12 protein-coding genes are annotated in these 14,056 nt (G+C 63.3%); 7 read left to right on the top strand and 5 right to left on the bottom strand.

Annotation, left to right across the window (positions count from 1 at the left end; translation table 11 throughout):
• Positions 1-40: 40 nt before the first annotated feature.
• Positions 41-1,477, bottom strand: coding sequence for a glutamine synthetase family protein (locus FJ430_RS30035; protein WP_413467813.1), 1,437 nt, complete (start codon positions 1,475-1,477; stop codon positions 41-43).
• Positions 1,478-1,716: 239 nt separating this feature from the next.
• Between FJ430_RS30035 and FJ430_RS30030 the strand changes: the two genes are divergently transcribed.
• Positions 1,717-2,424, top strand: coding sequence for an HAD family hydrolase (locus tag FJ430_RS30030; RefSeq protein WP_140643682.1), 708 nt, complete (start codon positions 1,717-1,719; stop codon positions 2,422-2,424).
• Positions 2,425-2,441: 17 nt separating this feature from the next.
• Here FJ430_RS30030 and FJ430_RS30025 read toward each other — a convergent pair whose 3' ends face one another.
• From FJ430_RS30025 to aceA, 3 genes are all read right to left on the bottom strand, one after another.
• A complete protein-coding gene (locus tag FJ430_RS30025) occupies positions 2,442-2,891 on the bottom strand; it encodes a response regulator (protein ID WP_413467886.1) in 450 nt (149 codons plus the stop codon).
• 224 nt (positions 2,892-3,115) lie between these two features.
• The gene (locus tag FJ430_RS30020; RefSeq protein ID WP_027168360.1) at positions 3,116-3,358 is read right to left on the bottom strand and encodes a hypothetical protein; all 243 of its coding nucleotides are present in this window, start codon (positions 3,356-3,358) and stop codon (positions 3,116-3,118) included.
• A gap of 54 nt (positions 3,359-3,412) precedes the next feature.
• Positions 3,413-4,702: an isocitrate lyase gene (gene aceA / locus FJ430_RS30015; RefSeq protein WP_140709974.1), complete on the bottom strand. Its 1,290-nt coding sequence runs from the start codon at positions 4,700-4,702 to the stop codon at positions 3,413-3,415.
• Positions 4,703-4,952: 250 nt separating this feature from the next.
• Here aceA and FJ430_RS30010 point away from each other — a divergent pair, with 250 nt between their 5' ends.
• The 6 genes from FJ430_RS30010 (at position 4,953) to FJ430_RS29985 (ending at position 12,028) form a co-directional block, all read left to right on the top strand.
• Positions 4,953-6,395, top strand: coding sequence for a helix-turn-helix domain-containing protein (locus FJ430_RS30010; protein WP_140709972.1), 1,443 nt, complete (start codon positions 4,953-4,955; stop codon positions 6,393-6,395).
• A 210-nt stretch (positions 6,396-6,605) separates the two neighbouring features.
• Positions 6,606-7,586: a DMT family transporter gene (locus FJ430_RS30005; RefSeq protein ID WP_140709970.1), complete on the top strand. Its 981-nt coding sequence runs from the start codon at positions 6,606-6,608 to the stop codon at positions 7,584-7,586.
• Positions 7,587-7,923: 337 nt separating this feature from the next.
• Positions 7,924-9,021: a polyamine ABC transporter substrate-binding protein gene (locus tag FJ430_RS30000; protein WP_140709968.1), complete on the top strand. Its 1,098-nt coding sequence runs from the start codon at positions 7,924-7,926 to the stop codon at positions 9,019-9,021.
• Between the two features lie 80 nt (positions 9,022-9,101).
• On the top strand, positions 9,102-10,241 hold the full coding sequence (locus FJ430_RS29995) for an ABC transporter ATP-binding protein (protein WP_140709966.1): 1,140 nt from the start codon (positions 9,102-9,104) through the stop codon (positions 10,239-10,241).
• A 9-nt stretch (positions 10,242-10,250) separates the two neighbouring features.
• Positions 10,251-11,213 carry an ABC transporter permease subunit gene (locus tag FJ430_RS29990; RefSeq protein ID WP_140709964.1) on the top strand — a complete coding sequence of 321 codons (963 nt, stop codon included), beginning with the start codon at positions 10,251-10,253 and terminating at the stop codon, positions 11,211-11,213.
• On the top strand, positions 11,210-12,028 hold the full coding sequence (locus FJ430_RS29985) for an ABC transporter permease (protein ID WP_140709962.1): 819 nt from the start codon (positions 11,210-11,212) through the stop codon (positions 12,026-12,028). The genes FJ430_RS29990 and FJ430_RS29985 overlap by 4 nt, the downstream gene beginning before the upstream one ends.
• A gap of 34 nt (positions 12,029-12,062) precedes the next feature.
• Here the strand turns inward: FJ430_RS29985 and FJ430_RS29980 are convergent, their stop codons facing one another.
• Complete coding sequence (locus FJ430_RS29980; protein WP_140709959.1) at positions 12,063-13,940, bottom strand: AsmA-like C-terminal region-containing protein; 1,878 nt, start codon at positions 13,938-13,940, stop codon at positions 12,063-12,065.
• Positions 13,941-14,056 lie beyond the last annotated feature (116 nt).

Genomic DNA, 14,056 nt, shown 5'->3' with positions numbered 1-14,056 from the left:
TACTGCCCTACTGCCCTACTGCCTTACTCCCCTACTGCCTTTACACATTCAGCAGCAGATACTCCCGCTCCCACGGGCTGATCACTTCCATGAAGGTCTCGAACTCGGCGCGCTTTATCGCGGTGTAGGTGGCGGCGAAGGATTTGCCCAGGATGGCGCCGAGCTCCTTATCGTCCTCGAACAGGCCGACGGCCTCCAGAAGGCCACGCGGCAGGTCGATTTCATCCGCGTTGGCGGTCGTCAGCACCGGCGGTTCCGCCTTGATCTTGTTGCTCATGCCGACCAGCCCGCATGCAAGCGAGGCCGCCAGCGCCAGATAGGGGTTGGCGTCGGAGGACGGGATGCGGTTTTCAACGCGTCGCGCCGCCGGATCCGAGCGCGGCACGCGGAAGGCGGTGGTGCGGTTGTCGTAGCCCCATTTGTTGTTGACCGGCGCCGAAGCCTGCTGCGTCAGCCGGCGATAGGAATTGACGTAAGGCGCGAACATCACCAGCGCGTTCGGCACATGCTTCTGCATGCCGCCGATGAAGTGGAAGAACGCATCGGTCTCCGAGCCGTCCTCGGCCGAAAAGATGTTCCTGCCGGTCTTCTTGTCGACGACCGACTGGTGGATATGCATGGCCGAGCCCGGCTGCCCCTGGATCGGCTTTGCCATGAAGGTGGCATAGATCTCGTGCTTCAGCGCCGCCTCGCGGATGGTGCGCTTGAACATGAAGACCTGGTCGGCGAGCTCGATCGGATTGCCGTGGCGCAGATTGATCTCGAGCTGGCCGGCGCCTTCCTCATGGATCAGCGTGTCGATCTCCAGGCCTTGCCGTTCCGAGAAATGGTAGATGTCGTCGATCAGTTCGTCGAATTCGTTGACGCCGGCGATCGAATAGCCGGCGCCGCCGCCGATCGGCCGTCCCGAACGTCCGACCGGCGGCGTCAGCGGGTAGTCCGGATCGGGGTTCTTGCGCACCAGGTAGAATTCGATCTCGGGCGCCACCACCGGTCTCAACCCGCGCTCGTCATAGGCGGCCAGCACGCGCTTCAGCACGTTGCGGGGCGTGAACTCGACCGAGCGGCCGTCCTGGTGAACGAGATCGCAGATGACCGCGGCCGTCGGATCCTCTTCCCAAGGCACGACGGTCAGCGTCGAAAGATCGGGCAGCAGCTTCAGGTCGCCGTCGTCCTCGGGATAATGGAAGCCGTTGCCGTCCTCGGGATAGCCGCCGGAGATCGTCGTCATGAACACGGCCGAAGGCAGCGCCAGCGAGGTGTTGGAAGTGAATTTCTTGGACGGCATCATCTTGCCGCGGGCGACGCCCGCCTGATCGGGCGTGATGCACTCGATGTCCTCGATGCCGCGCCATTCGAGCCAGGCGCTGGCTTCCTTCCAGTTCTTCACACCACGCTGGTTTTTCAGGAATGCAGGCGTGCGGGCGCGTCCCCCCCGGCTTGACGGACGGACTTCCTTTTTTTCAGGCGGCATCATTCACCAGATTGTGTTGCGGATTTCGAACTATAGCCGGGCGCTACGGGGAAAGGGAAGGGGAGGCGGTTTACGCGAGTTCTCGAAGCGCCATGACGAGCTGGATCGGATCGCTGTCCTGGGAGCTTTCCAGGATACGCTCCAGCTCGCCTTTCCACGAATTCAGCATGCACCCCAGCTAGAGCTAGCAGTGCCCGGCAAACGCGTCTACACCACGCGTTCGTGAGGAGGATGACGTGACAATGTCCGCTCTTACCACAATCGGTTTCGATGCCGACGACACGTTGTGGCAGAACGAGCAGTTCTTCCGCATGACCGAACAGCGCTTCATCGCCATGCTTGCCGAGCACGGCGATGCAAGCCGGATTTCCGCGAACCTGCTTGAAGCCGCAAAGCGCAATCTCGGCGTCTATGGCTTCGGCATAAAGAGCTTCATGCTGTCTATGATCGAGACGGCGATCGAGGTTACCGAAGGCCGCGTTCCGGCCTCGACGATCGCGGAAATCCTGGCTGCCGGCCGCGACATGCTCAGCCACCCGATCGAGCCGCTGCCGCATGCGCGCGAGACGGTGGAGAAGCTCGCCGGCAGCTATCGTCTGGTGCTGATCACCAAGGGCGACCTCATGGATCAGGAGCGCAAGCTTGCGCAATCGGGACTGGGCGAGCTTTTCGACGCCGTCGAGATCGTCAGCGACAAGAGCGCCGCCACCTATGCCCGCATCTTCAGCCGCCATGGCGACGGACCGCAAAGGAGCATGATGGTCGGCAACTCGTTGAAGTCGGACGTCATCCCGGCCATCGACGCGGGCGGTTGGGGCATCTATGTCCCGCACGATTTGACCTGGGCGGCCGAGCACGCCGAAGCGCCGGTCGCGGCGCCGCGTTTCCGGCAGATCGCTGACCTGAGCGAACTGCCCGCGCTGATCGAAGGCATCGCCGCTGCAGGCTGACCAGCTTTAGGGGGGCCTTAGCCGCGCCCGACCAGGCGATCGACCACCGGTTGCAGCCTCTCGGGCGTAATCGGCTTGGCAACCACCGCATCGATCACGCTCGACAGGCCGAGACTTTCCGGCGTGCCACTTCGGGTTGAAAGCAGGATCACTGCGGGCAACGGCTTGCCGGAGGCGCGCCGCAGCGCGTCGATGGCCGACATCAGCCGGTCGCAATCCTTATTGTCCGGGCCGCCGTCCAGGATGACGGCGCCGGGCAGTTGGCCGGTCAGCGTCTTCTCGGCGGCCTCGGGCGGTTCCGAGATCGGCTTCAGTCCCGATTTCTCGACGATTTTCGACACCACGACGCGATTGATCGACGATTTTCCGACGACGAGCACTTTGGAAAAATCCGCAGCGATCACGCCTGTCCGGGCTGCCGGTTTCGAGCGTTTTTCGGAGTGGTCGTCACGGTCGGGGGGACACATCGGCGGGCTGACACTCTGGTTCAATGCAGGGTTGAAACCTGAGGCACAATTGGGTGAGATCGCGGCCGGTGTCAAGCTGAAACGATCGAGGTCGAAAATATAGCAAGAAATCCGAGATTCAGAGCAAGTCGTACCACTTGACGGTGAAGGCAAACCGAAAAAAGACGATAGTCTCCCGAACGTATAGCGCGCGGGAGACTATCGCCGAGACTGTTGACGTTACGTCAAGTGTGGCTCTGCTGGGTAACGATCACCGGGATCAAAAGGTCTCCCCAGTTGCCGTCGCCGCCATGGTGCCTGGCCGAGCGGACCAGTTCCACCGAGACACCGGCCTCGACTGCCTTCATGACCGACTGGTTGAGTCGGTGCAGATCGTTGGCGAGCATGCGGATCGTCGCCTGCTGGTCGACGCTCATCGCGCTCGATTGTTCTTCTGCCCTTTCCTTGACACGGCTTATCGATGCCATTGCTCTTCTCCTCGATGTAGATGCCCTGCGGGCATTTCCTCTGGTTGCTATCCGTTACTCGGCCGCCGGCCTGAACTGGGCGTGCTCGGTCGATTCATGCATGGCGGTGGTCGAAGACCGGCCGCCGGTGATCGCCATCGACACGGCGTCGAAATAGCCGGTGCCGACCTCGCGCTGGTGCTTGGTCGCGGTATAGCCGTTGGCCTCCGCCGCGAACTCGGCCTCCTGCAGTTCCGAATAGGCGGCCATCTGCCGGTCCTTGTAGCCGCGCGCCAGCTCGAACATGCCGAAGTTCAACTGGTGGAAGCCGGCCAGCGTGATGAACTGGAACTTGTAGCCCATCGCCCCGAGTTCCTTCTGGAACTTCGCGATCGTCGCGTCGTCGAGGTTCTTCTTCCAGTTGAAGGACGGCGAACAATTGTAGGCGAGCAGCTTGCCCGGATGATGCCTGTGCACACCCTCGGCGAATTTCCTGGCCTGCGCCAGATCGGGCTTCGAGGTCTCGCACCAGATCAGGTCGGCATGCGGCGCATAGGCCACGGCGCGCGCGATGCAAGGCTCGATGCCGTTCCGCACATTGTAGAAGCCCTCGACCGTGCGGCCGGCGTCGTAGTCGACGAAGGGCCGGTCGCGCTCGTCGATATCGGAGGTCAAAAGCTTCGCCGCCTCGGCGTCCGTGCGCGCCACGACCAGCGTCGGCGTGCCCATGACGTCGGCCGCAAGGCGTGCCGCGTCAAGGTTGCGGATATGCGCCGCCGTCGGGATCAACACCTTGCCGCCGAGATGGCCGCATTTCTTTTCCGACGCCAACTGGTCCTCGTAGTGGACGCCCGCGGCACCGGCTTCGATGAAGGCCTTCATGATCTCGAAGGCGTTGAGCGGGCCGCCGAAGCCGGCTTCGGCATCGGCCACGATCGGCGCGAACCAGGTCTCGACCGATAGCCCCCTGCCTTCGGACGTCTCGATCTGGTCGGCGCGCTGCAAGGTGCGATTGATGCGCTTGACCAGTTCCGGCGCCGCATTGGCCGGGTAAAGCGACTGGTCCGGATACATCGCCGACGCGGTGTTGGCGTCGGCGGCCACCTGCCAGCCCGAGAGATAGATCGCCTTCAGCCCGGCCCGAACCTGCTGCATGGCCTGGTTGCCCGACATGGCGCCCAGCGCGTTGACGAAGTCCTCCTCGTGGATGAGCTTCCAGAGCCGGTTCGCACCCATCTCGGCCAGCGTCTGGCGAATCTGCACGGAGCCGCGCAACCGCTTCACATCCTCTGGCGAATAGGGACGCTTGATGCCGTCGAAACGGCCTTCCGGCGCGGAGGGGACGAGGTTGTAAAAATCGGTCATTGGTCACTCCGGATCGTTTGGAACTGCTTCAGCGCGACATCGCAATCCTATAGCCTTGCGATGTCTACGTGTGACATCGTTTACATTGCAGCGCGAAAAGCGCCCAGAAAAACCACCGCTCGGCACTGAAAATAAAGGAAAAGCTGTGTTGTCATTGACAGGCTATCTCTGTAAATTTGTCACGATTGTAAAAAGGCGTAATGGACGCCGGACTCGATATCTTTGTAAATTCTTGTCAAGGATGGCATGGATGGCCGACCAGAAGATCTTCGCCGGTCCGCGGCTGCGCCGGCTGCGCAACGCCAGAGGCCTGACCCAGACGGCGATGGCCGAGGGACTGGGCATCTCGCCGTCCTACCTCAACCTGATCGAGCGCAACCAGCGCCCGCTGACGGTGCAGCTCATTCTCAAGCTGGCCTCCGTCTACAAGGTCGATCCGCATGAATTGCAAGGAGAGACGCAAGGCTCGATCGCGGCGTTGCGCGAAGCGTTCAGCGATCCGCTTCTTGCCGGCGAACTGCCTGGCGATCAGGAACTGATCGATCTCGCCGAGACCGCGCCGAACGCCTCGGCGGCGATGGTAAAACTGTTTCGCGCCTACCGCGAACAGGCTGAGCGCCTGTCCGACCTCAACCAGCTTCTGGCCAAGGAGGGCAGGGCAACCGCGCTGTCCGGCACGCGCCTGCCTGCCGATGAAGTCCACGAAGTGTTCGAGCGCCGGCCGAACCACTTCGCTTCGTTGGAGGAGGAGGCGGAAGCTTTCACATCGGTGCTCGAACCCGGCGACGACCTGTCCGGCGCGCTCAAGGCCTGGCTGAGGCGCGAGCATGGCATCGTCGTCAAGGTGCTGCCGGTCGCCACCATGCCCAACTGGCGCCGCCGTTACGACCGCCATTCGCAGCGCCTGTTCCTCTCCGAGCGGCTGTCGCCTTTCGACCAGCTGCGCGAAATCGCCATGGAGGCGAGCCTGATGCGCATGTCGGTGGCCATCGCGGGCGAGCTCCAGGCGCTGAAGCTCGGCACCGACGAGGCCCGGCGGCTCGCCCGCTTCGAGCTCGGCCGCTATGCCGCGCATGCGCTGATGATGCCCTATCAGGCTTTCCATGCGGCGGCCGTTCGCGCGCGCTACGACATCGACGTCTTGCGTTCCCGCTTCGGCGTCTCTTTCGAACAGGCGGCCAACCGACTGACCATGCTGCAGCGGCAGGGCGCATCGGGCGTGCCGTTCTTCATGCTGGAAGTCGACAATGCAGGGAACCGCTTCCGCAAGGCCGGCAGCCAGGGCTACCCGCAGAGCCGCTTCGGCGGCGGCTGCCCCAAGCTTCCGGTCCATGCGGCCTTCTCGCAGCCGGGCCAGATCCTGGTCGAGGCGCTGGAAATGCCCGATGGCGCCGAGTTCCTGTGCATCGCCCGCACGCTGGAAGGTCCACAAGGCGCCTTCTCCGAACGGCCGCGTCGCACCGCGCTCTTGCTCGGCTGCGATATCGGCTTCCGAGACGAGATCGTCTACGGCGCGGCGCTGCCGGCCGGAGCCGCCGGCAAGTCCGGGCAAGGCTTCGCCACGCCGGTAGGCCCCGCCTGCCGGCTTTGCGAGCGCGTAGGCTGCCTTGCGCGCGCCGAGCCGCCGGTGACGCGCCCGCTCGGCCTCGACGAGATGGTGACGGGCCTCAGCGCCTTCGATTTTCAGGGATGATATGTCGCCCGAGCCTGCGCATCGGTCTGGGGTCTGACTGTGTCGAAGTAAACCGCGGAGAGGTTGTCCTACATTTGAGCGAATGCTGGATCACGCATGGCTTTGTACTTTGCGCTACGCGATTGAGACACAGTCCCGTCGTTTGAGACACAGAATCCCTGTTGTCCTTGGTGCATCGTGTCGAACGCAACTCGCTGACAAGTCATGTCCATGACCGATACCGCCCCGTCCCCCGTCGTCCCGTCGCCTGTCGCCCCGTCGCCAGTCGCTTTGCCAGCCGTCTCGCCGCGCGAGGAGCGGATCGGCATGCTCCTGGTCTTTCTTTCGGCGCTTATGTGGAGCTTCGGCGGCACCATCGCCCGTTTCATCCATGTCGGCGACAGCTGGACCGTGGTGTTCTGGCGTTCGCTGTGGGCCGTGGCCTTTCTCATCGCCTTCATGCTGTTCCGCGACGGTTGGCGCGGTACCCTGAACCTCTTCCGGCATATGGGCCTGCCCGGCCTCGGCGTCGCCTTCTGCTTCGCCACCGCCTCGACCAGCTTCGTGGTGGCACTTGCCTACACGACCGTCGCCAACATCCTCTTGATGCAGGCCGGCGTGCCGCTGCTGGCGGCGCTTCTTGCCTGGCTCCTGTTTCGCGAACGGGTAAGCCCGGCGACCTGGATCGCGATTGCCGCCGTCATCGCCGGCGTCGCCATCATGGTCTCCGAATCCCTGGGCGGCGCCGTCTCGCCGATCGGCGACGGCCTGGCGCTGCTGATCGCGGTCATGTTTTCGGTGGCGACCGTGATCACCCGGCGCTTTGCCCATGTGCGCATGGTGCCGGCCAATTGTCTCGCGGCGCTTTTCGCTGGCGCTTTCGCCGCTTCCCAGGCCTCGGCGTTCGCGGTTTCGGAGCGGGATATGGGCTTTCTCTTCGCCTTCGGCGTCATCAACCTTGGCGTCGGCCTCGCCTTTTTCGCCATGGGCGCGCGGCTGGTGCCGGCGGCGATCGCGGCGCTGCTCGGCACCTTCGAGCCGATCCTTGGGCCGATCTGGGTCTGGCTCGTCCATTCCGAAGTGCCGTCGGCGCGCACCATCATCGGCGGCGCGGTCGTGGTCACGGCGCTGCTCGTCCATATCGGCCTGGAGTTCAAGCGCCAGACGCGGCCGGCGCGTCCCGGCGTCACCGGCCTGCCGTCGCCCAATTGACGATAGGCAGCCTTCCCCATTGACAACCCAGTTGCCGGGCGGGCAGGCTGCAATTACGGCAACAACAAGACAGGCGTATCTTGCCAAGTGTCTCCGCCGGCCCGCTCGGGACCGGACAGCATCGTGATAGCTATGCATACGCCGCGGTCAATGCCGCTGACGCCGCCCGGGTGCCTTGCCGGGAAGGCCAAACTGTCTCGAACCCTGATGTCGCTACCGAGCCTGGCGTCGACAGTTCACGCTTGTCGCTCTCCGGAAAGCTCAATAGTCTTAAACCAACGCCGCCCCGCCATACCGCGACGAGCCGGCGAGGGAACACTCACCAAAGGAGAACACCATGATCCGCAAAGCTCTATGGCTTTCGGCGACCTCGGCATTTCTGACGCTTTTCACCTTAAGCGGCCATGCCGAAGACCGCGTCGTCAATGTCTACAACTGGTCGGACTATATCGACAGCTCGATCATCGACGACTTCACCAAGAAGACCGGCATCAAGGTCGTCTACGACACCTTCGATTCCAACGAGATACTGGAGACGAAACTGCTTGCCGGCGGCAGCGGTTATGACGTCGTCGTGCCGAGCGCCAACTTCCTGGCGCGCCAGATCCAGGCGGGTGTCTTCCAGAAGCTCGACAAGTCGAAACTGCCCAACATCTCCAACATGTGGGACGTCATCTCCGAGCGCACCGCCAAATACGATCCGGGCAACGAATATTCGGTCAACTACATGTGGGGCACGGTCGGCCTCGGCTATAACGTCAAGAAGGTGACGGCCGCGCTCGGCACCGACAAGATCGACAGCTGGGACGTGTTCTTCAATCCGGACAAGCTGGCCAAGCTGAAGGATTGCGGCGTCTATGTGCTGGATTCCCCAGCCGACATCATTCCCGCGGCGCTGAAATATCTCGGGCTCGATCCCAACAGCACCTCGCCCGATGACATTTCAAAGGCGGAGGAAGCGTTGCTGAAGGTCCGGCCCTATATCCGCAAGTTCCATTCGTCCGAATACATCAACGCCTTGGCCAACGGCGACATCTGCATGGCGATCGGCTGGTCTGGCGACGTCTTCCAGGCGCGCAACCGCGCCGAGGAAGCCAAGCAGGGCGTCGAGATCGGTTATTCGGTGCCGAAGGAAGGCGCCCAGATGTGGTTCGACCAGATGGCGATCCCCGCGGATGCGCCGCATGTCGCCGACGCGCTCGAGTTCATCAACTACATGATGACGCCTGAAGTCATCGCCAAGTCGTCGAACTACGTGCTCTATGCCAACGGCAACAAGGCTTCGCAGCAGTTCATCGACAAGGCGATCCTGGACGATCCTTCGGTCTATCCGGACGAAGAGACGACGAAGAAGCTGTATACCGTTGCGCCGTACGATCCCAAGACACAGCGCGTCATCACGCGCACCTGGACCAAGATCGTCACCGGCCAGTAAGCATTGAGACACGACCCCGGCAGCCAACTGCCGGGGTCGCTTTCCTTTGGGAATTTTTAAGAAATAACGGAGTGGGGACCATGAAATCGCTTGGCAGCATCCGCAGGGATTTCGCGCCATGGAATGACCCGAACGCCAAGCCGTATATCCAGTTCGACAAGGTCACCAAGAAGTTCGGTGACTTCACCGCCGTCAATAATCTGTCGCTGACCATCTTCGAGCGCGAATTCTTCGCCCTGCTCGGCGCGTCCGGCTGCGGCAAGTCGACCCTGCTCAGGATGCTCGCCGGCTTCGAGGAGCCGTCGGCGGGCCGCATCCTGCTCGACGGGCAGGATCTGCGCGGCATCCCGCCCTACAAACGGCCGGTCAACATGATGTTCCAGTCCTACGCGCTGTTCCCGCATATGACGGTGGAAAGGAACATCGCCTTCGGCCTCAAGCAGGAAGGCATGCCCGGAGCCGATGTCGAAAAGCGCGTCGCCGAGATGCTCAAGCTCGTCAAGCTCGAGCAATTCGCCAAGCGCAAGCCGCACCAGCTCTCCGGCGGCCAGCGCCAGCGCGTGGCGCTTGCCCGCTCGGTCGCCAAGCGGCCGAAGGTTCTGCTCCTCGACGAACCGCTCGGCGCGCTCGACAAGAAGCTGCGCGAGGAAACCCAGTTCGAACTGATGGACCTGCAGCAGGAACTCGGCCTCACCTTCGTCGTCGTCACCCACGACCAGGAAGAGGCCATGACGATGGCCGACCGCATCGCCATCATGGACAAGGGCGAAGTGATGCAGGTCGCGACGCCGGCGGAAATCTACGAGGCGCCGGCCTCGCGCTTCGTGGCGCATTTCGTCGGCAATGTGAACATGTTCGAAGGCAAGGTTGCCGAACGCACGGCAAGCACCACGCGCATCACCGGCGCGACCGGTGCTGAGATCGTCGTCGACAATGGCAGCAGCGCCGCTGCCGGCTCCGACATCGTCTTCGCGATCCGGCCGGAGAAGATCAGGGTTTCCTCCAAAAAGCCGGCCGATGCCGTCAACGCGCTCGAAGGCGAGGTCTACGACGTCGCCTATCTCGGCGACATGACCGTCTACCACATCAGGCTGGACGACGGTCAGATCGTGCGGGCAAGCGCGTTGAACGCTTCGCGCGTGACCGAGGATCCGCTCACTTGGAACGACCGTGCCTGGGTCTCCTTCCGGCCCGATGCCGGCGTCGTGCTGGCCAGGTAGGAGGCTGAGATGACGGATATCGCAGCGACTGCCGCTCCATCGACTGAAACCACAACACTGCCGGCGAGGCTGGCGAAAGGCTTCGTCAACCGCCTCGTCATCATCGTCCCCTATCTCTGGCTGCTGTTCTTCTTCCTCGTTCCGTTCATCATCGTCTTCAAGATTTCGCTGTCGCAGACGGCGATCTCGATGCCTCCCTATACGCCGGTGCTTGGCTTCAAGGACGGCGTTTCGGGATTTTTCGCCGGCGTCCGCGAGCTCAACTTCGATAACTACACCTGGCTCACCCAGGACCCGCTCTATTTCAACGCCTATGTGACGAGCCTGATCATCGCCGGAATCTCGACGATACTTACCCTGATCGTCGGCTATCCGATCGCCTACGGCATGGCGCGGGCGCCGGCGACTATCCGCCCGACCCTGCTGATGCTGGTGATCCTGCCGTTCTGGACCTCGTTCCTGATCCGCGTCTATGCCTGGATCGGCATCCTGAAGCCGGAGGGCCTGCTCAACCAGGTCCTGCTCGCCACCGGCCTGATCAGCCAGCCGCTGGTGATCCTCAACACCTACACTGCGATCTTCATCGGCATCGTCTATTCCTACCTGCCCTTCATGGTGCTGCCGCTCTATTCCTCGCTGGAGAAGATGGATTATTCGCTGATCGAGGCCGCGCAGGACCTCGGCTGTCCGCCGGCCGGCGCCTTTTGGAAGATCACCTTCCCGCTGTCGCTGCCCGGCGTCGTCGCCGGCTGCCTGCTGGTGTTCATCCCGGCGGTCGGCGAGTTCGTCATTCCCGACCTCCTCGGCGGCTCGCAGACGCTGATGATCGGCAAGACGCTCTGGAACGAATTCTTCTCCAACCGCGACTGGCCGGTGTCGTCGGCGGTGGCCGTCATCCTGCTTCTGGTGCTGACCATCCCGATCATGTTCTTCCAGCAGGCGCAGGCCAAGGCACAGGAGCAGGGCAGATGAACTCGACCTGGAGCCGCTTCAACATCACCTCGATCGTGCTGGGCTTTGCATTCCTCTATCTGCCGATCGTGCTTTTGATCGTCTTTTCCTTCAACGAATCGAAGCTCGTCACCGTCTGGGGCGGCTTCTCGACCAAATGGTACGTGTCGCTTTTCCACAATCAGGGCCTGATGGACGCCACCTGGGTGACCGCGCGCGTCGGCGTCATCTCGGCAACGGTGGCGACCGTGCTCGGCACACTCGCCGCGCTGACCTTGACGCGCTTCACGCGCTTCCGCGGCAGGATGTTGTTTTCCGGCATGGTGTTTGCGCCGCTGGTCATGCCGGAAGTCATCACCGGGCTGTCGCTCCTGCTGCTCTTCGTCGCTGTCGGCCTTGACCGTGGCTTCCTCACGGTCACGCTCGCCCACATCACGCTCACAATGTGCTTCGTCGCCGTCGTCGTGCAGTCGCGGCTGGTCTCCTTCGACCGTTCGCTGGAGGAGGCGGCGATGGATCTCGGCGCGCCGCCGGTGAAGACCTTCTTCCAGATCACCTTGCCGGTCATCCTGCCGGCGATCATCTCCGGCTGGATGCTGGCCTTCACGCTCTCGCTGGACGATTTGGTCATCGCGAGCTTCACCTCGGGTCCCGGCGCCACCACGCTGCCGATGAAGATCTACAGCCAGGTGCGCCTCGGCGTGACGCCGGAAATCAACGCCGCCTGCACCATCCTGATCGCGGTGGTGGCGATCGGCGTCATCATCGCCTCGATAGCCAACAAGCGCCGCGAGATCCAGCGCCAGCTCGACGAGCAGGCCGCGCAGCGCGGTTGAGTGATAGGAGCGAGGGCGCTTTGCGCCCCCGCATCTACTGGCCCGAAACGCCGGGAGCGATCGGCGATATGAATGGCGCGCTCCAGTTGCCGCCGACGAAGAACAGCGACTGGCTCGGCGGCGCGGGAGCCGGACTGGCCGCTTGGCCGTTGGCCTGGGGCTGCTGTGCCGGCTGTCCGTTGGGCACCACTCCGCCCGAAAGCGCCAGCCCGCGTCCGACATAGGAGGCGATGCCGGATAGCCAGATCTTGTATTTTTGCGAATTGATCTCGGCCTTGTCGAGGCGCGCCACTCCCTTCGAAATGCTCGCCTTGATCTCGGCGCCGTCGATCGGCAGCGAGCCATTGGCGACGTCGTCGAGCGCGAAGAAGCCGCCTTGCTGGTTGCGCTTGAGGAAGGCCGGCAGGTCGAGCCCGTTGAGCGTGCCCGGCCCGAAAGTCGCCGAGAACGATCCGTCGGCATTCTCGAAGATGGAGTTCCAGGCCTTGCCCGGTCCCTTGAGGATGATCGACACCGTCCCGGTGCCAGCCGGCACCAGCCGCGTCATTCCCGCCGCTGTGGCAAAGGCTCCCGTATCCACATCCGATGCCAGGAGCCGCATCTCGACCTGCGTGCCTTCCGGCTTGCGGTCGAAACGCAGGCTGCTCTGGATGTTGCCGTTGAAGGCCGACGCGTCGGATATGTCGAAGACGGCAAGGCCGTTCTTGACCTGCGCGGTGGCCGCGACGTCGGCAAGCTGGATCGGTCCCACCGTGGCATGGGCCGCCGACAGCCTGAGGTCGAGGTTGATGCGGTCGGCGAAGCTGGTGTCGATGTCGCCGGGGCCGGCCTCGCCGGTGGGCGCGACAGGCGTGAAAGCCGACAGGAAGGATCTCAGGTCCAGCGTGTCGAAGGCGAGCGTGCCGGCTATCACCGGACTGCCCTCGGCGAAGGAGAAATCCAGCGCTCCCATGCCCGGATTGTTGTTGAGCGTGACGGTGGTGTTCTCGAATTTCGCACGCCCCGCCGACGCGTTCACCTTGCTGGCGATCGAGACCGCGCCGATAGCAGCACCGGGCGCGATGCCTGCCTGCGACCACTCCAGCACGCGCCGCAGGGACGGCGCGGCGAACTTCGCCTGGCCGTCCAGATAGGCATTGTCCGAGATCGAGGCCGTTCCGTCGAAGGAGAATGTCGCAGGCGCCGCCTTGAAGGAAAGGGTGACGGGCGCGGCTCCCCCGGCAAAAAGCACCAGCGGTTTCGTCGAGGAGAAATCGAGCTGCACGCTTTCGCCGCGCCAGATCCCGGTCGCGGTCAGCGATGCTTCGCTGTTCATAGCCTCCCAGTTCACCTGGCCGTTCAGGCTGCTCAGGACTTCGGCGTCCTTGCCGTCGACCGAAGTCACCACGCGGCCATCGCGGAACTCGACGGTGCCGAACGGATCGGACGGCAATTTGCCGAGATCCGGCTTCTGCGGGTTGGCGGTTACCACGCCGCGCGCGGTATCGATCGAGCGCGTGATGCGCCCCCCGCTCGGAAGCGGCGGCAGATAGAAGCCGCTCGCCATGCGCTGGACCCTGATCGTCGGGCGCACCAGCCTCGCGGTCGAGAAGGCGACGTTGCCCTGCAAGGCCGCCATGGCGGACAGATCGACTTCCACGCGATCGGCCTCGACCACCGGCGGCGCGTCGGTCTCGGTCCATTGCGACAGCGTCACGTCGCTGAGGATGGCGCGGAACTTCGGCCACACCTCGATGCGCGGCGAGCCGTCGATCGTCACCCTGAAGCCGCTCCAGGCGCTCAATTCCCAGGCGATGCGGTCGCGCACGATGCGGGTCGAGGCAATCAGCGGCAGCGCCGCGACCGCGAGCGTGATGATAAGCACGGCAAGGCCGATCGCCCACACCCCGCGCCGGATCAGAGATGATGGCATTTCGCCCCGTATGCTTTCATTGCCGACAAAATCGCCCGACGGGTGTAACCGAGCGCCGACGCTTTTCAAGTCTTTATGGCCTTGCGATGGCATTTGCGCAGCGACAGCCGTGGCTC

The organism is Mesorhizobium sp. B2-8-5 (genome assembly GCF_006440675.2).
Taxonomy (GTDB): Bacteria; Pseudomonadota; Alphaproteobacteria; order Rhizobiales; family Rhizobiaceae; genus Mesorhizobium.
Note: the sequence above shows the minus strand (reverse complement) of the source record. Positions and strands in the feature narration are given on the sequence as shown.